Origin of the sequence: Streptomyces niger (assembly GCF_000718305.1) — a bacterium.
GTDB lineage: Bacteria > Actinomycetota > Actinomycetes > Streptomycetales > Streptomycetaceae > Streptomyces > Streptomyces niger.
On record NZ_JOFQ01000018.1, the window covers coordinates 38,460 to 57,203 of the forward strand.

The following is an 18,744-nucleotide window of genomic DNA, read 5'->3' on the forward strand; positions in this document are numbered from 1 at the left end:
GCCGCGGCACCGTGGCGCGATCCGCACCACCGACTCCTCGGCACGGCAGCCGGCCCCGTCAACGGGCCGCGTCGTCCCGGACGTTCGCGCCCGCCCGGCCGGCGCACAACCGGAAAGCGCACGCCACGGGCCGGTCGGGGGCACGCGCCCCGCGGCGGCGAACCCACAGGGGCCACGCGGCACAGGCCACCTGACACCCTTTCGAGGACCGTACGCACACGGGGCGCATGATGTCCGAAACATCCCCGAGCGCGAATCTGCGCGCCCCCGCAGGGCGGCGCTGTCAGTCCCGGCCCGTATCCTCATGGACCATGCTCGAAGACCGCACGGCAGCCGACCGCCCGCTCTCCCCGGAGATCATGCGGCAGCCGGCCCCGCAGGAGGAACCGGCCCCCTGGCCCACCGCGTACCCACAGGGGTATGCGGTGGTCGACGTGGAGACCACCGGACTGGCCCGCGACGACCGGATCATCTCTGCCGCCGTGTATCAACTGGACGCCCGCGGCGAGGTCCAGGACCGCTGGTACACCCTCGTCAACCCCGAGCGCGATCCGGGCCCCGTCTGGATCCACGGGCTGACGAGCGAGGTGCTGGAGAGCGCCCCGCTCTTCCCGGAGATCGTCCCCGAGCTGTCCCGGCGCCTGGAAGACCGCGTCCTCGTCGCGCACAACGCGATGTTCGACTGGTCGATGATCGCCCGGGAGTACGCCCGCGCGAAGGCCGAGGCGCCGGTGCGCCAGCGGCTGTGCACGATCGCCCTCTCCAAGGAGCTGAAGCTCCCCCTGCCCAACCACAAGCTGGAGTCCCTCGCGGCGCACTACGGCGTCGTGCAGGAACACGCGCACCACGCGCTGGACGACGCCCGGGTGCTCGCCGAGGCGTTCCGGCCGAGCCTCCTGCGGGCCGCCCGGGAGAACGTCCGGCTGCCGCTGCTGGCCTGCCAGCCGCTGACCGAGTGGTCCGACACGCCGCGCCCTCCGGCGCAGCGCTCCGGGTACGGCTCCTCCTACCGCCCGACGACCTGGCGCCCCTCCCGCAAGCGCCCGGCCTGCCCGTACCCCAACCCCGGGCGGTACGAGCCGGGCGGCCGGCTGCAGCAGGGCATGCGGGTCGCCTTCTCCGGCGACACCTCCGTGGACCGCGAGCTGCTGGAGGACCGCGCCATCGAGGCCGGGCTGCACGTCGCGACCAGCGTCTCCCGGCTCACCAGCCTGCTGGTCACCAACGACCCGGACTCCCCCACCTCCAAGACCGCCAAGGCCCGCTCCTTCGGCACCCCGGTCATCGACGAGCCCGCCTTCATGCAACTCCTCCAGGACGTCCTCCCCGCAGACTGACCCGCGGGAAGCGCCCCGCAAGGGGCGCGGGGAACTGCGCGACCAGCCGGCACGGCGCGGTCGCCGGCCGACGGCAGCAACCGCCACGGCGGGCGGCCGAGCGCCCCACCCACCGTCCGGGTGAAGCCGTACAACACACCCCCGCCCGGGCCGGGGCCGTCGGAATCCCGCGCCCATCCTGGGCGCATGGCACGTTGCGAGGTCTGCGGAAACGACTACGGCATGACGTTCGAGGTGCACGCGCAGGGCGCGGTGCACGTCTTCGACTGCTTCTCCTGCGCCATCCACCGCATGGCGCCCATCTGCGAGCACTGCCGGTGCCAGGTGATCGGCCACGGCGTCGAGGCCGAAGGCCGCTGGTTCTGCTGTGCCCACTGCGCCCGCGCGGAGGGGATGGTGGGCATCGTCGACCGGGTCTGACGGCCGGGCGCGGGGCTCCGGGCGGCCCTCGGCGGGACCCTGTCGTCGGGGGCCGAATCGTGACAGGTACCGTCAATACCGTGTACCGCTTCCTGTTGTCCCGGCAGTGGGTGATCCTCACCCTCATCGCCCTCGTCCTGATCCCTGTGATGATCAAGCTGGGCTTCTGGCAGCTGCACCGCCACGAGCACAAGGTCGCGCAGAACGCCCAGATCGCGAAGGCACTGAACGCGAAGCCGGTGCCGGTCACCGACCTTGCGAAGCCGGGGCGCGACCTGCCGGAGGCGGACCGCTGGCACCCGGTGAAGGCCACCGGCCGGTACGACACCAAGGGCGAGGTCGTGGTGCGCAACCGCACCGCCGCCGACGAGCAGTCCATCGGCTACTACGTCCTCACCCCGCTGCGGCTGACCGGCGGCTCCACCGTGCTGGTCAACCGCGGCTGGATCGCACCCAGCGGCGGCGCGCTCACCACCTTCCCCGACGTGCCGCCGGCACCGAAGGGCACGGTCACCGTCACCGGCCGGGCGATCCCCGACGAGACCACCGCCGAGAGCGGCATCAAGGACACCAAGGGCCTGCCCGACCGCCAGGTCATGCTGATCAACAGCAAGCAGGCGGCCGAACGGCTGCACCGCCCGGTGCTCGGCGGCTACATCGAGCAGACCGCGCCGGATCCCGCGGGCGGCAAGCCCGAGCTGGTCCCCGAGCCGGACCACAGCAGCATCGGCCCGCACATGGCGTACGCCGTCCAGTGGTGGCTGTTCGCCGCCGCGGTGCCGGTCGGCTGGGTGGTCCTCGTACGCCGCGAGCGCCGGGACCGCGCGTCGGCCGCCGCGTCCGAGGCGGCCGACGACACCGCCGCACCGGCCGAACCGGAGCGGCCCAAGGAGGCGGCCGGGGCCGCCGTCGAGGACCGGTCGGGGCCGGGTACTGCATAGCCCCCGCCCCCTGGGGGCAGTCGTGTGAGCGTGCATCCACCTATCGAGGACTACGCGCTCATCGGGGACCTGCAGACCGCCGGGCTCGTCGGCCGCGACGGCTCCATCGACTGGCTGTGTCTGCCCCGCTTCGACTCGGCCGCCTGCTTCGCCGCGCTGCTGGGCAACCGGGACAACGGCCACTGGCGGCTCGCGCCCACCGACCACGAGGCCCGCGCCACACGCGCGTACCGGGGCGACTCGCTCGTCCTGGACACCGAGTGGACGACCGGTACCGGCCGCGTACGGGTCACCGACTTCATGCCGCAGCGGGACCGCGCGCCCGACGTCGTCCGCATCGTCGAGGGCCTGGAGGGCAGCGTCGAGATGCGCGGCGTACTCCGGCTGCGCTTCGACTACGGGCGCGTCGTCCCCTGGGTGCGGCACGTCGAGGACTGCCGGGTGGCCGTCGCCGGCCCCGACTCCGTGTGGCTGCACGCCGAGCCGGAGGTGACGACGTACGGCCAGGGCTTCAGTACCCGCTCGGACTTCACCGTGGCGGCCGGCGAGAAGGTCGCCTTCGTCCTCACCTGGCACCCCTCGCACCAGCCCCGCCCCCGCCGCATCGACCCGTACGAGGCGCTGCGGTGCACGCTGGACGACTGGGAGCAGTGGGCGGCGCGCTGCACGTACGACGGGCCGCACCGGGACGCCGTCATCCGCTCCCTGATCACGCTCAAGGCGCTGACGTACGCGCCCACCGGCGGCATCGTCGCGGCGCCCACCTCCTCGCTGCCCGAGGAGATCGGCGGCGTCCGCAACTGGGACTACCGCTACTGCTGGTTGCGCGACGCCACCCTCACCCTCAACGCCCTGCTCTCCGCCGGATACACCGAGGAGGCCGCGGCCTGGCGCGACTGGCTGCTGCGCGCGGTGGCCGGCTCCCCCGTCGACCTGCAGATCATGTACGGCCTGGCGGGCGAGCGGCGGCTCCCCGAGGCGGAGCTGCCCTGGCTGGAGGGGTACTCCGGCTCCACGCCCGTCCGCATCGGCAACGCCGCCGTCGACCAGCTCCAGCTCGACGTCTACGGCGAGGTCCTGGACTCGCTCTTCCTCGCCCGGAACGCGGGTCTGGAGGACAAGCCGCACGCCTGGAACATCCAGGTCGCGCTGCTCGCCTTCCTCCAGAAGAACTGGCGGGAGCCGGACGAGGGCCTGTGGGAGGTGCGCGGCCCGCGCCGGCACTTCGTGCACTCCAAGGTCATGGCCTGGGCCGCCGCCGACCGCGCCATCCGCACCGCCGAAGCGCACCCTCACCTCAAGGCGGACCTGGACGCCTGGCGGGAGATGCGGGACGAGGTGCACCGCGAGGTGTGCGAGAAGGGGTACGACCCGGAGCGCGGGACGTTCACCCAGTACTACGGCTCCCGGGAGCTGGACGCCGCGACGCTCCTGATTCCGCGCGTCGGTTTTCTGCCGGGCGACGACCCGCGCGTCATCGGCACGGTCGACGCGATCCGCCGCGAGCTCACGTTCCCCCATGGCCCTGAAGGCACAGGAGGTGCCCCCGCCGGACTCGTGCGCCGCTACAGCGCCCGGCATGCCGACGGCGAGCACGCTACCGACGGTCTGCCGGGCGAGGAGGGCGCCTTCCTGGTGTGCTCCTTCTGGCTCGCCGACGCGCTGCACCTCACCGGGCGGCAGAAGGAGGCCCGAGAGCTCTTCGACCGGCTGCTGGACCTCCGTACCGACCTCGGGCTGCTGGCCGAGGAGTACGACCCGGCCAGCGGCTGCCAGCTCGGCAACTTCCCGCAGGCGTTCAGCCATGTCGGCCTGATCGGTACCGCCTTCACCATGGCGGGGATGTCCAAGGCAGACTGACCCCATGGATCTTGGACTCACCGACCGGACGTACATCGTCACCGGCGCCACCCGCGGCCTGGGGCACGCCACCGCCGGTGCGCTCGTCGCCGACGGCGCGAACGTCGTGCTCACCGGCCGTACGGACGAGGCGGCCGCCGAGGCCGCGAAGAAGCTGGGGCCGCGCGCCCTGGGCGTCGGCGCGGACAACGCCGACCCGGCCGCTGCACAGCGCCTGGTGGACGCCGCCCGGGACCGCTTCGGCGGCCTGGACGGCATCCTCATCAGCGTCGGCGGCCCGCCGCCCGGCAGCGGTGCCACGGGGGACTCGGCCAACACCGACGAGCAGTGGCAGGCGGCGTTCGACTCCGTCTTCCTGGGCGCGGTGCGGCTGGCCCGTACGGCGGCCGGGGAGCTCGGCGAGGGTGGCGTCATCGGCTTCGTGCTCTCCGGCTCCGTGCACGAGCCGATCCCCGGCCTCACCATCTCCAACGGGCTCCGCCCGGGCCTGGCCGGCTTCGCCAAGTCGCTCTCCGTCGAGCTGGGCCCGAAGGGCATCCGGGTCATCGGCGTGCTGCCCGGCCGCATCGCGACCGACCGCATGACGCAGCTGGACGAGCTGTCGGGGGACGCGGAGGCCTCGCGGGCCCGCAACTCCGCGTCGATCCCGCTGCGCCGCTACGGCTCCCCGGAGGAGTTCGGCCGCACCGCCGCCTTCCTGCTCTCCCCGGCGGCGTCCTACGTCACCGGCGTCATGGTGCCCATCGACGGCGGCGCGCGGCACGGCTTCTGACCGTCCCGACCCGCAGGCCCCGTCCCGTATGCCCGGGAGCGCCGCCGTCCGGTGGCGCTCCCGTTCAGCGTCGGAGGCTCAGGTGACCCGTTCGGCCCGGTGCCGTACGGCGCGCAGCCGTACCTCGGCCGGCAGCTCCGCCAGGCCGGTCGACGCCTGGGCCGCGGCCACCGCCCGGGTGCCCAGGAGGTGGACGGCGCCGGCCGGGTCCGCGTGCGGCTCCAGCAGCAGGCGGGCCCGTACGTGCGGCTCGCGGCGGCGGCCGGCCAGGCGCACGAGGGCGCGGTGCACCCCCTCCGCGCTCTCCGCCTCGGCGGCGAGGACCTCCTCCAGGGCGCGCCCGCGCAGCAGTGCTCCCTCGCCGTCCCCGGTGTCGACGAGGACCTCCCGCAGCCGGCGGTTGCGGAACTGGGCCAGCAGCCACCACAGCGCGAGCAGTACCAGCACGGCCAGCGCGGCGATCACCGCCGGCCACCACCAGCCCGCGTCCGTCCACCGGGTCCGGTCCGCGTTCCGGAGCAGGACGTCACCGGGCGCGTCCCACGGCCACCCGGCCGGCAGCCCGGCGTGCCACTTCTGCGGCAGCGCGAGGCCGGCGAAGAGCACCGTTCCGCCCGTCCCCAGCAGCACCAGTCCGGCCAGTCCGAGCAGCACCCGGTTGACCGTCCGCCGTACCTGACGCATCGCCACGGCTCACCTCTTCCCGGCCCGGCGTACGTGGACGGACATGCCCGGCGGCCGGGCGAGACCGAGCCGGTCCAGGCCGTCGGCGAGCGCGGCGGCCACGTCGCCGCGTACCTCGTCCAGTTCGCGGAAGTGCGCGACCGCGCGCGCCGTCACCTTGCGGCGCGACATCGAGATCCGTACGGCCTGCACGCCCGACACCTCCATCACCCGGTCGCGCAGCACCAGCGCGGCGGCCGAGCGGTCCAGGCCCGCCCGTATCCCGGGCGTCGCGGGCCGCATCGGCAGGACGCCGCGCAGTCCGGGCGTCACCGCGAGCACGAGCAGCCAGAGGCCGAGGGCCATGGCGAGCGCGGCGGCGGCCAGCACCCAGGTGTCCTCCAGGGGGCGGCTCGCCAGCTCGTCGGCGAGGCGGCGGCGCCAGGCCATCGCGGGCCGCCCGGTGCGTACGGCGGCCACGTCGTACAGGAACAGCCCGGCCACCGCGAGCACCACCAGCGCCACCAGTCCGGCCGGCAGCCGCCGGGCCGACCAGAAGCGCCCGGCCCGGTCGCCGGCGGCGGAGGTGTACGCGGCGGCGGAGGCCGACTGCTCGGGGCCGTCCGCCCGGCGGTCGGTCTTCTCCAGCGTCGGGAGGCGTCGCGTCGTGTCCGGTTCGCTCATGTCCCGGGTCCCGTCGCCCGGGTGACCGTACGTGTCATCGCACTCTCCCCTGCCCGGCCCGCGTCGTGTGCGGCGAGTGCAGGCGGGTCACCTGGATCGCCACCTCGGGCACCGTCATGCCCGCCAACGCCCATACCCGTTCGGTCACCCGCCGACGCACGGCGCCGCACTGCGCACCGATGTCGCCGGGGTAGCCGAGCTCGACGGTGACCCGTACGCGGGCCTCGCCGAAGGTGTCCTGAGTGGTGTGCCGCCGTACGACGACGGTGGCGTCGGCATCACCGGAACGGACCTCACCCGAACGGGAGCCGCCGGCGGGCGGCCCACCGCCCGACGCCTCGGCATCGGGCGGTCCGTCCCCGGGCGCATCGTTTCCGCGCGCCGGGGTGGTGCCGGCGTCCGCGGCGTCGCGGACCGGTGCGCCGGGGGACGGGCGGCCGGCGGCGTGCGCGCCGCTGCCGTTCACGGCGACGCCCTCCGGGCCGTGCCGCAGCGCCTCCCGTGCGGCCTGCGCCGCGATCTTGGCGACCACCTGGTCGGCGATCCGCGTCGCGCCGCGCTGCCCCGCCTCGACGGCGGGCTCCGGAAGCTGTCCGGCCACGCCTCACCGCCGCCGGGCGTCGCGGTCACGGCCTCCCGGGCGCCGGAAGAACTCGCCGGCCTCCAGGTCGCCGTCCAGGAACCGCCCGGCCACGAAACCGACCGCGCCCAACGCCGCCACCAGCAAGAAGGCCCCGAATCCGCCGAAGTACCCGGCGAAGCCCAGCGCCATGCCGGCCAACAGACCGGCCACGGCCATGCTCATCGTGCACTCCTTCGCTGCCATCCCGGCCGGGATGGCGGACCTGCCGGAACGGTGCCGGAACCCGGCCGCCGGCATCGGTGCCGTTCGGCCGGCCGGGCCGCCCGAACGGCTCGAACCGCTACTGGAGCCGGGGCTCCGGCTCCTCTTCCTCTTCCTCGTCCGGCAGCTTCACGTCGCTGACCGCGATGTTGACCTCGACGACCTCCAGGCCCGCCATCCGCTCGACCGCCGCGATGACGTTCTCCCGTACCGCCTTGGCCACCTCGCCGATCGCCACGCCGTACTCGACGACGATCTCCAGGTCCAGCGCCGTCTGCACCTCGCCGACCTCGGCCTTCACGCCGCGCGTGACCGACTTGCCGCCGGGCACCCGGTCGCGCACCGCGCCGAAGGTGCGGGACAGGCCGCTGCCCATCGCATGGACGCCGACGACGTCCCGGGCGGCCATCCCGGCGATCTTCTCGACGACGCCGTCCGCGATGGTCGTGCGCCCGCGTGTCGCCGGGTCGCCGCCGCCGCGCTCGGAGCCGAGGGTCTTGCGGGCGGCGCCTTCGCCGTGCGGCCGGCCGCCCTGTGCGGTGTCGCTCATCGCATCGTCCCTTTCCTCGGGGAGGAGCGGGCACACCTGGCATGCGCTCCGAGGCCCACACTAGGCGCGGTCGGCACGGTCCGCCGCCGGGATGCCATCGGGATACGCCGAGTGGACGGGGCGCGGGCGGGCGAACGGCGCGGAGCGGGTAAGCGCGTGCCCGGGGCACGCCACAGCGCGCCCCGGGCACGGGGGAAGTGCGCGGCCCGGAACCAGAGGTTCCCGGCACGCAGCCGTTCGTCCGGGGGGTTACTCGCCCGCGCCGGCGAGGTCGCGCAGCCGGCGGCCCTGCGCCGCCCGCTCCGCGGCACGCTGCTCGTCGAGCGTGCGCGCGCCGGCCCCGGCCAGCAGGGCCTTGGTCTCGATGACGGCGTCCCGGGGCGCGGCCAGCAGCGCGCCGGCGAGGTCCGCGACGGCACCGTCGAGCTGGTCGCCGGGCACGACGAGGTTGGCGAGGCCGGTGCGCTCGGCCTCCTCGGCGTGGACGTACCGCCCGGTGGCGCAGATCTCCAGGGCGCGGGCATAGCCCACCAGGTGGACGAGCGGCTTGGTGCCGGTCAGGTCCGGCACCAGGCCCAGGCTCGTCTCACGCATCGCGAACTGCACGTCCTCCGCGACGACCCGCAGGTCGCAGGAGAGCGCGAGCTGGAAGCCGGCACCGATGGCATGCCCCTGGACGGCCGCGATGGAGAGGATGTCGTTCCGCCGCCACCACGTGAAGGCTTCCTGGTACTCGGCTATCAGCGCGTCCAGCTCGGACTCCGGGCCGCGCCCCATGTCCAGGAAGGACGGCTCGCCCGGGAAGCCCTCGGGGGTGAAGGCCTGCCGGTCCAGGCCTGCGGAGAAGGACTTGCCCTCTCCGCGCAGCACGACGACCCGCACGCTCCCCGGCAGCTGCTGTCCCGCCTCCGCCAGGGCCCGCCACAGGGCGGGCGACTGGGCATTGCGCTTGGCGGGGTTGGTCAGGGTCACCGTGGCGACGGCGTCGTCAACGGTGAGCCGGACGCCGTCCTTGTCGAGCAGGGTCATGGAGCGCCTCCGAGTCTGCCTCAGCTACTGAACCGCTAAGTTAACTGAACAGTAACCACCCGGTCGATGACTTCTTCGACCGGGTGGCACCGTCGGCTCTTCGGAGTCGCGGGCCGCCTCAGTTCAGGCCGAGGCGGCCTTCTTGCCCCTCGTCGCCCCGCCACGACCACGCAGGACCACACCGGATTCGCTGAGCATCCGGTGCACGAACCCGTAGGAGCGGCCGGTTTCCTCGGCCAGCGCCCGGATGCTCGCTCCGGAGTCGTACTTCTTCTTCAGGTCAGCCGCGAGCTTCTCGCGCGCGGCGCCGGTCACCCGGCTGCCCTTCTTCAGAGTCTCGGCCACCCGTGCCTCCTCATGGGAAGTGCGCTCTGGACTCTCATGATCACCCCTCCCGCCCGTCCTGGCCACCCATTCGGCAAGGTCCGTAGGACATGGTTTGGCGCGCGGAGCGGCGCACAGCGGCCTGGAATCAGCGATTCCAAGGACCTTACGGAGCGTTCTCGGCCGGGCCGCGGGAAGAAGCGCCAGGTCACGGAGGCGTGGCGGAAAAAGAGCACGCACGCGGCCGTCCGCCGGGCCCCGCACGGAGCGGCGCGCCGGGTACGAGCCGTTCTCACTCAGATGATGGATCACCCGTCGGCCGAATGATCCATACCGCGTTGATCAAGATGCGCTACGGCCCGTGCCGCGCGGTGCCGGACCCCGCGCCGGGGCCCGCGCGGGCCTCAGGCCAGCGCCACCAGATCCGCGTAGTCCGGGCCCCACAGGTCCTCCACGCCGTCCGGCAGCAGGATGATCCGCTCCGGCTCCAGCGCGTCCACCGCGCCCTCGTCGTGGGTCACCAGGACCACCGCGCCCTCGTACGTGCGCAGCGCCCCGAGGATCTCCTCGCGGCTGGCCGGGTCGAGGTTGTTGGTGGGCTCGTCCAGGAGGAGGACGTTGGCGGAGGAGACGACCAGCGTCGCGAGCGCGAGCCGGGTCTTCTCGCCGCCGGAGAGCACGCCGGCGGGCTTGTCCACGTCGTCGCCGGAGAACAGGAAGGAGCCCAGGGTCTTGCGGACCTGCACCAGGTCCAGGTCCGGGGCCGCCGAGCGCATGTTCTCCAGGACCGTGCGGTCCGGGTCCAGCGTCTCGTGCTCCTGCGCGTAGTAGCCGAGCTTGAGGCCGTGCCCCTCGACGACCCGGCCGGTGTCGGGCTTCTCGGCGCCGGCCAGCAGGCGCAGCAGAGTCGTTTTGCCCGCACCGTTCAGGCCGAGGATGACCACCCGGGAGCCCTTGTCGATGGCCAGGTCGACGTCGGTGAAGATCTCCAGCGAGCCGTACGACTTCGACAGGCCCTCGGCCGTGAGCGGGGTCTTGCCGCACGGCGCGGGCTTCGGGAAGCGCAGCTTGGCGACCTTGTCGGACTGCCGCACCTCCTCCAGGCCGGCCAGCAGCTTCTCGGCGCGGCGGGCCATGTTCTGCGCGGCGACGGTCTTGGTCGCCTTCGCGCGCATCTTGTCGGCCTGCGTGTTCAGCGCGGCGGCCTTCTTCTCGGCGTTGGCGCGCTCGCGCTTGCGGCGCTTCTCGTCGGCCTCGCGCTGCTGCTGGTACAGCTTCCAGCCCATGTTGTAGATGTCGATCGTGGAGCGGTTGGCGTCCAGGTAGAACACCTTGTTGACCACGGTCTCGACGAGGTCCACGTCGTGGGAGATGACGATGAAGCCACCGCGGTAGGTCTTGAGATAGTCCCGCAGCCAGAGGATCGAGTCGGCGTCGAGATGGTTGGTCGGCTCGTCCAGGAGGAGCGTGTCGGAGTCCGAGAAGAGGATCCGGGCCAGCTCGACACGGCGGCGCTGACCACCGGAGAGGGTGTGCAGCGGCTGGCCGAGGACGCGGTCCGGCAGGCCGAGGCTGGCGCAGATGGTCGCGGCCTCCGCCTCGGCGGCGTACCCGCCCTTGGTCAGGAACTCCGTCTCCAGGCGCTCGTACTTCTTCATCGCGCGCTCGCGGGTGGCGCCCTTGCCGTTGGACATCCGGTCCTCGTTCTCGCGCATCTTGCGCAGGACCTCGTCCAGGCCGCGGGCGGAGAGCACGCGGTCGCGGGCCAGCACGTCCAGGTCGCCGGTGCGCGGGTCCTGCGGCAGATAGCCGACCTCGCCGGACCGGGTGACCGTGCCCGACGCGGGGATGCCCTGGCCGGCCAGCACCTTGGTCAGGGTGGTCTTGCCCGCGCCGTTGCGGCCGACCAGGCCGATGCGGTCGCCCTTGGCGATACGGAAGGACGCGGACTCGATGAGGACTCGGGCGCCGGCGCGCAGCTCGAGGCCGGAGGCGGTGATCACGGAAAGACTCCAGGGCAGGGTGGACGGCGGGACGGACGGGCGGGAAAGCCGCAACGCGGCGCGCTCCGCGAGGAGCGCGGACGGGCCTGCGCCGTCTAATGCACAAGGAGAATTGCCATGGGGCCAGTCTAACGGTGGCGTGCAAGCAGTTTTCCCCGCCGGCGCCGGCGCCGCGGCGCGCTTGTCGCGGCGGCCTCAGGACAGGGCGTACGCCCAGGTCACACGGCGTTGTCAGACCTCACTGGCAGACTGATGTGAGTCAGGCCACACCGGCTCGCGAAGGGACCGAGACCATGTCCGCCACGCCCTCTCCCTCGATCTGCCCGACCCTGCTCTACCGCGATCCGAAGGCCGCGATCGAGCTCCTGACGGCCGCCTTCGGCTTCACCCGCGGCGCGCTGTACGAGGACGAGTCCGGCACGGTGCTGCACGCCGAACTCTCCTACGGCAACGGCACGGTCATGCTCGGCGCGAAGGGCCGCGGCGGCGTCTTCGCCGAGGCGATGGGCGACGCCGGGCCGACCGGGGTCTACGTCGCCGTGCCCGACGTCGACGCCCATCACGCGCAGGCCGCGGCGGCCGGCGCGGAGATCCTCCTGCCGCCCACCGACCAGGACTACGGCTCACGCGACTACATGGCACGGGACAAGGAGGGCAACATCTGGAGCTTCGGCACGTACGCACCGACGACCACGGACGCCGACGGCGCGGACGCCTGAGCCCCGCCCGGCAGCGACCGGACGGGGTACGGGCGGGCGGCTGTCAGGCCGGCGGTCAGGCGCCGCCGGTGTGGACCTGGAACGCCGCGCGGCGGACGGCCTTGGCGAGCGCCGGGTCCGGGTGCGCGGCGGCCAGCGCCACGAGGACCTGGACGGTGCGCGGGTGCCCGACCGCGCGCACCTCCTCCAGCAGGCGCGGCACGGAGCCCTGCACGGCGGAGTCCAGGTGGCGGACGAGCAGCCGGCTCTCGCCGTGGTCGGCGACGGCGGCCGCGGTGTCCACCCAGAGCCAGGTGGACTCCTCGCGGGTGAGCACGTCCGGCGCGGTCTCCGGGTCGCCCCCTTCGTGCTCCACCAGCCACAGCAGGGCGTAGGGCCGCAGCACCGGCTCGTCGGCCGCCGCCCGTACGGCCGGCTCGGCCGGTGCGCCGACCGTGCGCAGCGCCTCGAAGGCGAGCCCGCGCAGCAGGGCGTCCTCGCCGCGGGCGACCGCCAGCAGCTCCTCGACCGCGCTGCCGGCGGAGCGCGCGGCCAGCCATGCCCGGTACTCCGCCCGGGCGGGCCCCGGGGTGAGCCGCGCGCAGCCGCGCAGCATCGCCTCGGCGGACTGCTCGATGTTGCCGGCGGGGCTCTGCGCGGCCACGCAGATCTGCTCCAGCTTGACCCAGACCGCCCAGCTGCCGAGCGGGGTGAGCCGGGCCTGCCGCTCGCCGGCCGGTTCGCCGCCGCGCAGCAGTGCGGCGGCGTCCCCGGCGCCGCGCGTACGGCCGCCGCTGCCGCCCGGTACGGCCAGCGCGCCGACGGCGGCCAGTGCGTCCAGCGCCCAGTCCAGCAGGGCGGCGGACGACGCCCCCGCGCCGTCGGCCGCAGCCCCCGGAGCCGGCCGCCCGTCCGCATGATCAGTGGTCTGGCCACCGGCATCCGGGGCGGCGCCGCCGTCCGGTGCCGCGCTCAGGACCGCGGCGTCGTCCGGCTCCTCGGAGTCGGCACCCTGCCCGGCCGCCTCGACCGGCACCGGGCCGGCCACGGCGTCGGGGTCCGGCGCACCGCGGACCGCGCGCTCGTAGGGCACCTCGCAGCGCTCCGTGCGGAGTTCGGCGATCCGCTGGTCGAGGAGTTCCTGGAGGTCGGCGACCTGGACCGGGCCCGCCGAGAGGTAGAGCAGCGACAGCACCTGCGGCAGCGCCTCGATCACCTCGGCGACCGCCCCCGGCCCGGCGTCGGCGGGCGCGGGGCGCGCCAGCGACCAGGCGTCGAAGAGCGCGACCCAGCCGCGCAGGGCGGCGGAGTCGTCACGGTCCCAGGCGCGCAGCCGCCAGCCCGGCCGGGCCACGCCGCCGTGCAGTTCGATGAGGCCGGCGAGCCGGGCCCGGTCCCAGTCGGCCCGGACCTGCTGCGGCGTCAGGTCCAGCGCGTCGGCCGCCTGCTGGGCAGCGGCGTCCGGGAGCGAGCCGTCGGCGGCGGCGCGCGCGCCGGTGCCCTCGCCCCGCTCGCGGGCGGCCCAGCGGGCCACCCGGACGGCGTCCGCCAACGCGCCGCGTGCCATCCGGGCCAGCTCCCCCGGCGGCGGAGTGCCCTCGGGCGGCCGTGGCGCGGGCCTGGTGGTCCGCGTGCTCACCGCTCGGCGGGCGGCGGCGATCGGTTGTCTGGGGACGAGGCGGAGCCGGGAGTCGCGCGGAGTACGGGACGTCACAGGAGCAGTCTTGCTCTTGTGAGCCCGAAAACCCAATCGGGCGTCCGGTTGCGTTCATCGGAGGGGCTCCGCATGCCCGATCCGCCCGTGATCACCCCGTTCCCCGCGACACCCCGTGCCACTCCTCCGACTCTCCGTGCCACCCGCCGCGCGATCAGCCGGGCAGCAGCCCGTGGCCACCCCGGCCCCGGCTCCGCCGGCGCCTACATCAACGGCGTCAGAAACCGCCGCAGCGCCTCTTCGTAGCCCTCGGGACCGGCGTTCCACATGGCGCCGTGCGGGGCGTCCCTGACGGTGTGCAGGCTGACCAGGTCCGGGCGGGCGGCCGCCAGCCGGCGGGAGGCGGACCACGGCGCGACGGTGTCGCCGGGGCCGTGGAAGATCAGCGTGGGGACGGCGAGCAGCGCGGGGTCGCGCGCCTCGGCCAGCCGGTCGGAGTGCAGGCCCGTGCTGCCCTCCGCGGCCCGTACCGCCAGCGGCAGCACCGGCCGCGGCACCCGTCGGGCCGCCGCCAGCGCCCGTACCGTCGCGCGCCAGTCCAGTACCGGCGAGTCCAGCACCAGTCCGGCGATCCGGTCCCGCAGCGCGGAGTGTGCCGCGGCGTGCAGCGCCATCGTCGCGCCGGTGGACCAGCCGTGCAGGATCACCCGGCGCGCGCCGTACCGGAGGGCGTACCGGATCACCGCGTCCACGTCGCGCCACTCGGCGTCCCCGAGGTGCCCGATGCCGTCGGCGGTGCGCGGGGCACCGAGGTCGTTGCGGTAGGCCGGGGCGAGCACGGGGAAGTGCTGGCGGTGCAGGAACGGCATGACGACCATCGGGTGCTCCCGGGTCGTGCCGAGGCCGTGCACCGCGACGACCCACGTCTCCCGCTCGCCGGGCAGGAACCACGTCGGCAGCGCGCCCAGTTCGCCGGGCACGTCGACGTCGGCGCACTCCAGGCCGAGCGCGTCGGAGGGGTTGCCGACGTGCACCTGAGGGGTCAGCCACACGCGCGTGCCGCGCTCCAGGGTCCCGTGGGTGACCCGTTCCAGGCGCCGGACGACGGTATCGGCCTCGTGCGGTTCGTCGTCCAGCACGGGGCCGACGACGGCGTGGCAGCCACGGCCCGCCAGCCCGTACCGGCCCGGCCGCAGCGCGGACAGGCTGCGGGTGAGGGTGATCCGGTCGGCGGTGGTGGCGTGCACCGTCAGCCGCCCGTCGCCCGGCAACGGCCGGTCGGGGGCGGGCTTCAGGGCGACGTCGCTGGCGTACCGGCCGGCCGCGAGCGCGGCCGCACCGGTACCGATCACGGTGGTGGCGGCCGCTGCCGCCGCGGTACCCAGGCGCACCCTCCCCAGTCTGGGGAGGACCACCGCCCGTGGCCAGTGGGCCCGCGCGCCCGAGTGACGGACCGAGCCGGGCGCGACCGGGCCGCCGGGCACGTCGATCCGGCTGCGCGGGGTCAGTTCCGCTGCCCGTATCCCTGCAGCCGTTCGGCCGCCTCGGCCAGCTGGGCAGCAGAGAGCAGGGACGGGGTGCGGCCGGGAACGGACGCGGCGGTCAGCCAGAGCCGGCACATCCATTCCAGCTGCGCCGCACGGTCGTAGGCCTGGTCCAGGGTGTCGCCGTAGGTGAGCGTCCCGTGGTTCTGCAGCAGCACTCCCGTGCGGTCGCGCAGCGCGTGCAGCATGTTGTCGGCCAACTCCTGGCTGCCGTACGTCGCATACGGGGCGACCCGGACGGTACCTCCGAGGGCCGCGGTCATGTAGTGCACCGGCGGGAGTTCCGGTACCAGTGTGGAGACCGCGGTGGCGTGCACCGCGTGGGTGTGGACGACAGCGGTGGCACCGGTGTGGCGGTACACCGCGAGGTGCATCGGCAACTCGCTCGTCGGCCTCAGCTCCCCGGCCACCTGCCGCCCGTCCGCCGGGTCCACGGCCACCAGGTCGTCCGGGCCCAGCCGGTCGTACGGGACGCCGGTGGGGGTGACGAGCACCAGCCCGCCGACGCGCATCGACACATTGCCCGACGTGCCGACCACCAGCCCGTCGGTCACCGTGCGCCGCGCGGCGGCCACCAGCGCGTCCCACGCCTCCGCCATCTCTCCCGCCGGTCCCGGCCCGCGATCCGTCATGCCGCCCCGCTCCCTCCTGGAACCCCCGCGCCGCGCACCGTACCGGGGGTACCCCGGGCAGCCGCCGCACTGTAAGGCGGATCATGCCCCGCCGGTATCCCCCAAACCGGGGCATCTCGGCTTTGGCCAGTGATTGGCCGGAGCCGATCCGGCATCTCGGGATCTTCCCCTAGCCTCAGGATGATTTGTCATGCACGTCGCCATCCGGGGGGAATCATGGCTCGTGACCGCAAACCCACCCCTAGCAGCTCCACCAGCGACCCGGCACCCAGCGACCCCGCACCCGGCGCACCGCGCCGGCGGCGCCGTCCGGCCTCCGTCGCCGCCGCAACCGCCCTCGCACTGGCCGCGCTGGCCGGCACGGCGCTGACCGAGCTCGCCGCGGCGAGCCCTTCGGCGGCGGCCGGCGTGCCGCACGGCCACGACGTCTCCTCGCACCAGAAGAACGTCAACTGGGCCAAGGCCCGCGCGAAGGGCGCGCGCTTCGTCTACGTCAAGGCCAGCGAGTCCACCGACTACACCAATCCCTACTTCGGCCAGCAGTACGACGGCGCCCGCGGGGCCGGCCTGCTGCGCGGCGCGTACCACTTCGCGGTGCCCAACCAGTCCTCCGGCGCGGCGCAGGCCCGGTACTTCCTGCGCAACGGCGGCGGCTGGACGGCGGACGGCTGGACGCTGCCGCCGGCCCTGGACATCGAGCACAACCCGTACAGCAAGAAGCACAAGTGTTACGGCGTGAGCAAGAAGAAGATGGTCGCCTGGATCTGGGACTTCAGCGATGAGGTCAAGCGGCAGACCGGGCGCCGACCGGTGATCTACACGACCGCCCGCTGGTGGAACACCTGCACCGGCGGCAGCGGGGCCTTCGCGCAGAGCCACCCGCTGTGGCTGGCGTCCTGGCACGGCGAGCCGGGCGACCTGCCGAAGGGCTGGTCCTTCCTGAGCATCTGGCAGTACTCGAACAAAGGGGAGTTGCCGGGCGACCAGAACGCCTGGAACGGCTCCTACGGACAGCTCCGCAAGTTCGCCGGCGGCTAGGCCGAGCGGGGCCCCAAGCACCTCAAAGGCACCACGGAATGAACCCTGAGTGACAGGTGAGACGCCTCCGCACGAAAACGGCGGGGGCGTCACCACCAGGCCCGTTGTCGTTCATCTTCCGTTCACCCACCCTCCTTACGGTCGTTCGCGTCACTGACCATCGAACTGATTGCCTGGGTGAATGGAACACATCACGCTTCTCATCGGGATCGTGATCGTCACGGCCTTGGTGTTCGACTTCACGAACGGCTTCCACGACACGGCCAACGCGATGGCCACCACCATCTCCACCGGGGCACTCAAGCCCAAGATCGCGGTGGCGATGTCGGCGGTGCTCAACCTCGTCGGCGCGTTCCTCTCCGTGGAGGTCGCCAAGACCATTTCCGGCGGCATCATCGACGAAGGCGCCGGCATCAGACCAGAGGTGATCTTCGCCGGCCTCGTCGGCGCCATCGTCTGGAACCTCCTGACCTGGCTCGCCGGTCTCCCCTCCAGCTCCTCGCACGCCCTCTTCGGCGGCCTCATCGGCGCGACCCTGGTGTCCGTCGGCACGAGCGGGGTCAACGCGGACGCCGTCGTCATGAAGGTCCTCATACCGGCCGTGGCCGCGCCGATCGTCGCGGGCATCGCCGCGACCGCCGCCACCCGGCTCACCTACCGGCTGGCCCGCCACCGCGCCGAGGAGGACACCGCCAAGGGTTACCGCGCGGGGCAGATCGCCTCGGCGGCCCTGGTCTCCCTCGCCCACGGCACCAACGACGCCCAGAAGACGATGGGCGTCATCACCCTCGCCCTGATCACCGGCGGCGCGCTCGCCCCGCAGGCCGACCCGCCGATGTGAGTCATCGCCTCGGCCGGCCTCGCCATCGCCCTCGGCACGTACCTGGGCGGCTGGCGCATCATCCGGACGATGGGCAAGGGCATCACCGACATCCAGCCGCCGCAGGGCTTCGCCGCCCAGACCGGCGCGGCCGTCACCATCCTGGCCTCCTCGCACCTCGGCTTCGCGCTCTCCACCACCCAGGTCTGCTCCGGCGCCGTCATGGGCTCCGGCCTCGGCCGCAAGGGCGGCGTCGTGCGCTGGTCGACGGCCGGCCGCATGGTGATCGCCTGGGGCCTGACGCTGCCGGCCGCCGGGCTGGTCTCCGCGGGCGCGGCGTTCCTGGCCGGCCAGGGCGACTGGGGCATCACCACGGTCGCCGTGCTGGGCCTCGCCATCTGCGGCGCCATCTGGGCCGCCTCCCGCCGCAAGCCGGTGGACAGCAGCAACGTCAACGACGTGACACCCGTCGAGTCCGCCGAGCCGGCCGGTGTCGTCACCGCCGCGCTCCAGACGGTCTCCCCGCCGCCCGCGGGCACGACCACGACCGGAGCCGGCACCATCGACGGCATCCCGGCGCAGGCCGCGCCGCACTCCCCCACCCCCGCCACCACGGCCGTCCGCTGACCGCGGCCGCTCCCGTTAAGGAACCGACGCCATGAACATCGACTGGGCTGCACTCGGCCAGGTCTTCGGCACCACGCTCGCGGTGACCGTCGGCATGGTGGGCCTGTTCACCCTGGGCATCGTGGGGACCTCCCGCAAGGCCGCGCAGGAGGGCGAGGCGGGCGGCACCGCGGTCGCCGGCAGCGGCTCCTCGGCCGCAACCCGCGCCGGCGGATACGTCTGCTTCGCGCTCTGCCTCGCGGCCGTCGGCTACGGCATCTTCCTGATCGTCGCCGGCTGACCGGCGGGCGCGCCCGCGCCCGGA

19 protein-coding genes and 1 pseudogene are annotated in these 18,744 nt (G+C 73.9%); 9 read left to right on the forward strand and 11 right to left on the reverse strand.

From position 1 onward, the window contains the following. Window positions 1-311 precede the first annotated feature (311 nt). From IF20_RS28690 to IF20_RS28710, 5 genes are all read left to right on the forward strand, one after another. The gene (locus IF20_RS28690) at window positions 312-1,337 is read left to right on the forward strand and encodes a DEDDh family exonuclease (protein ID WP_110944628.1); all 1,026 of its coding nucleotides are present in this window, start codon (window positions 312-314) and stop codon (window positions 1,335-1,337) included. 186 nt (window positions 1,338-1,523) lie between these two features. After that, window positions 1,524-1,757, forward strand: coding sequence for a hypothetical protein (locus IF20_RS28695; protein WP_052868272.1), 234 nt, complete (start codon window positions 1,524-1,526; stop codon window positions 1,755-1,757). A gap of 80 nt (window positions 1,758-1,837) precedes the next feature. After that, on the forward strand, window positions 1,838-2,698 hold the full coding sequence (locus tag IF20_RS28700) for an SURF1 family cytochrome oxidase biogenesis protein (RefSeq protein ID WP_052868273.1): 861 nt from the start codon (window positions 1,838-1,840) through the stop codon (window positions 2,696-2,698). Window positions 2,699-2,728: 30 nt separating this feature from the next. Then, the gene (locus IF20_RS28705) at window positions 2,729-4,558 is read left to right on the forward strand and encodes a glycoside hydrolase family 15 protein (protein ID WP_052868345.1); all 1,830 of its coding nucleotides are present in this window, start codon (window positions 2,729-2,731) and stop codon (window positions 4,556-4,558) included. 4 nt (window positions 4,559-4,562) lie between these two features. Then, a complete protein-coding gene (locus IF20_RS28710; protein ID WP_052868274.1) occupies window positions 4,563-5,330 on the forward strand; it encodes an SDR family oxidoreductase in 768 nt (255 codons plus the stop codon). A gap of 78 nt (window positions 5,331-5,408) precedes the next feature. On the opposite strand, the gene amaP is transcribed toward IF20_RS28710, so the two are convergent. The 8 genes from amaP to IF20_RS28750 all read right to left on the reverse strand — a co-directional run bounded on the left by amaP (window position 5,409) and on the right by IF20_RS28750 (window position 11,427). Next, window positions 5,409-6,014 carry an alkaline shock response membrane anchor protein AmaP gene (gene amaP, locus IF20_RS28715; RefSeq protein WP_052868275.1) on the reverse strand — a complete coding sequence of 202 codons (606 nt, stop codon included), beginning with the start codon at window positions 6,012-6,014 and terminating at the stop codon, window positions 5,409-5,411. A gap of 9 nt (window positions 6,015-6,023) precedes the next feature. Next, window positions 6,024-6,677 carry a DUF6286 domain-containing protein gene (locus tag IF20_RS28720; RefSeq protein ID WP_052868276.1) on the reverse strand — a complete coding sequence of 218 codons (654 nt, stop codon included), beginning with the start codon at window positions 6,675-6,677 and terminating at the stop codon, window positions 6,024-6,026. Window positions 6,678-6,711: 34 nt separating this feature from the next. Then, a complete protein-coding gene (locus IF20_RS40950) occupies window positions 6,712-7,278 on the reverse strand; it encodes an Asp23/Gls24 family envelope stress response protein (protein ID WP_052868277.1) in 567 nt (188 codons plus the stop codon). 3 nt (window positions 7,279-7,281) lie between these two features. Beyond that, window positions 7,282-7,482, reverse strand: a complete 201-nt coding sequence (locus IF20_RS28730) for a hypothetical protein (protein ID WP_052868346.1) — start codon at window positions 7,480-7,482, stop codon at window positions 7,282-7,284. 118 nt (window positions 7,483-7,600) lie between these two features. Beyond that, complete coding sequence (locus tag IF20_RS28735; protein WP_052868278.1) at window positions 7,601-8,071, reverse strand: Asp23/Gls24 family envelope stress response protein; 471 nt, start codon at window positions 8,069-8,071, stop codon at window positions 7,601-7,603. A gap of 249 nt (window positions 8,072-8,320) precedes the next feature. Next, window positions 8,321-9,100: an enoyl-CoA hydratase/isomerase family protein gene (locus tag IF20_RS28740; protein WP_052868279.1), complete on the reverse strand. Its 780-nt coding sequence runs from the start codon at window positions 9,098-9,100 to the stop codon at window positions 8,321-8,323. Window positions 9,101-9,223: 123 nt separating this feature from the next. After that, entirely contained in the window at window positions 9,224-9,445 is a 222-nt protein-coding gene (locus IF20_RS28745; RefSeq protein ID WP_006606369.1) for a helix-turn-helix domain-containing protein, read from the reverse strand. A gap of 383 nt (window positions 9,446-9,828) precedes the next feature. Beyond that, window positions 9,829-11,427, reverse strand: coding sequence for an ABC-F family ATP-binding cassette domain-containing protein (locus IF20_RS28750; protein WP_052868280.1), 1,599 nt, complete (start codon window positions 11,425-11,427; stop codon window positions 9,829-9,831). Between the two features lie 293 nt (window positions 11,428-11,720). Between IF20_RS28750 and IF20_RS28755 the strand changes: the two genes are divergently transcribed. After that, window positions 11,721-12,146 carry a VOC family protein gene (locus IF20_RS28755; RefSeq protein WP_052868281.1) on the forward strand — a complete coding sequence of 142 codons (426 nt, stop codon included), beginning with the start codon at window positions 11,721-11,723 and terminating at the stop codon, window positions 12,144-12,146. Between the two features lie 55 nt (window positions 12,147-12,201). Here the strand turns inward: IF20_RS28755 and IF20_RS28760 are convergent, their stop codons facing one another. The 3 genes from IF20_RS28760 to IF20_RS28770 all read right to left on the reverse strand — a co-directional run bounded on the left by IF20_RS28760 (window position 12,202) and on the right by IF20_RS28770 (window position 15,955). Next, on the reverse strand, window positions 12,202-13,764 hold the full coding sequence (locus IF20_RS28760; protein WP_052868282.1) for a hypothetical protein: 1,563 nt from the start codon (window positions 13,762-13,764) through the stop codon (window positions 12,202-12,204). A gap of 278 nt (window positions 13,765-14,042) precedes the next feature. Further along, on the reverse strand, window positions 14,043-15,170 hold the full coding sequence (locus tag IF20_RS28765; RefSeq protein WP_052868283.1) for an alpha/beta hydrolase: 1,128 nt from the start codon (window positions 15,168-15,170) through the stop codon (window positions 14,043-14,045). A 113-nt stretch (window positions 15,171-15,283) separates the two neighbouring features. Further along, window positions 15,284-15,955 carry a class II aldolase/adducin family protein gene (locus tag IF20_RS28770; RefSeq protein WP_052868284.1) on the reverse strand — a complete coding sequence of 224 codons (672 nt, stop codon included), beginning with the start codon at window positions 15,953-15,955 and terminating at the stop codon, window positions 15,284-15,286. A gap of 216 nt (window positions 15,956-16,171) precedes the next feature. On the opposite strand from IF20_RS28770, the gene IF20_RS28775 reads away from it, so the two are divergent. From IF20_RS28775 to IF20_RS28785, 3 genes and pseudogenes are all read left to right on the forward strand, one after another. Beyond that, the gene (locus tag IF20_RS28775; protein ID WP_052868285.1) at window positions 16,172-16,993 is read left to right on the forward strand and encodes a lysozyme; all 822 of its coding nucleotides are present in this window, start codon (window positions 16,172-16,174) and stop codon (window positions 16,991-16,993) included. Between the two features lie 181 nt (window positions 16,994-17,174). Continuing rightward, a pseudogene (locus tag IF20_RS28780) lies at window positions 17,175-18,440 on the forward strand (anion permease). 31 nt (window positions 18,441-18,471) lie between these two features. Then, window positions 18,472-18,720: a hypothetical protein gene (locus IF20_RS28785; RefSeq protein ID WP_052868286.1), complete on the forward strand. Its 249-nt coding sequence runs from the start codon at window positions 18,472-18,474 to the stop codon at window positions 18,718-18,720. Window positions 18,721-18,744: the final 24 nt, after the last annotated feature.

Excerpts from the sequence above, each read along its gene's own strand:
- IF20_RS28690 (WP_110944628.1), top strand. The coding sequence starts at position 312 with ATGCTCGAAGACCGCACGGCAGCCGACCGCCCGCTCTCCCCGGAGATC.
- IF20_RS28695 (WP_052868272.1), top strand. The coding sequence starts at position 1,524 with ATGGCACGTTGCGAGGTCTGCGGAAACGACTACGGCATGACGTTCGAG.
- IF20_RS28710 (WP_052868274.1), top strand. The coding sequence starts at position 4,563 with ATGGATCTTGGACTCACCGACCGGACGTACATCGTCACCGGCGCCACC.
- amaP (WP_052868275.1), bottom strand. The coding sequence starts at position 6,014 with ATGCGTCAGGTACGGCGGACGGTCAACCGGGTGCTGCTCGGACTGGCC.
- IF20_RS28720 (WP_052868276.1), bottom strand. The coding sequence starts at position 6,677 with ATGAGCGAACCGGACACGACGCGACGCCTCCCGACGCTGGAGAAGACC.
- IF20_RS28730 (WP_052868346.1), bottom strand. The coding sequence starts at position 7,482 with ATGAGCATGGCCGTGGCCGGTCTGTTGGCCGGCATGGCGCTGGGCTTC.
- IF20_RS28735 (WP_052868278.1), bottom strand. The coding sequence starts at position 8,071 with ATGAGCGACACCGCACAGGGCGGCCGGCCGCACGGCGAAGGCGCCGCC.
- IF20_RS28740 (WP_052868279.1), bottom strand. The coding sequence starts at position 9,100 with ATGACCCTGCTCGACAAGGACGGCGTCCGGCTCACCGTTGACGACGCC.
- IF20_RS28755 (WP_052868281.1), top strand. The coding sequence starts at position 11,721 with ATGTCCGCCACGCCCTCTCCCTCGATCTGCCCGACCCTGCTCTACCGC.
- IF20_RS28770 (WP_052868284.1), bottom strand. The coding sequence starts at position 15,955 with ATGACGGATCGCGGGCCGGGACCGGCGGGAGAGATGGCGGAGGCGTGG.
- IF20_RS28775 (WP_052868285.1), top strand. The coding sequence starts at position 16,172 with ATGGCTCGTGACCGCAAACCCACCCCTAGCAGCTCCACCAGCGACCCG.
- IF20_RS28785 (WP_052868286.1), top strand. The coding sequence starts at position 18,472 with ATGAACATCGACTGGGCTGCACTCGGCCAGGTCTTCGGCACCACGCTC.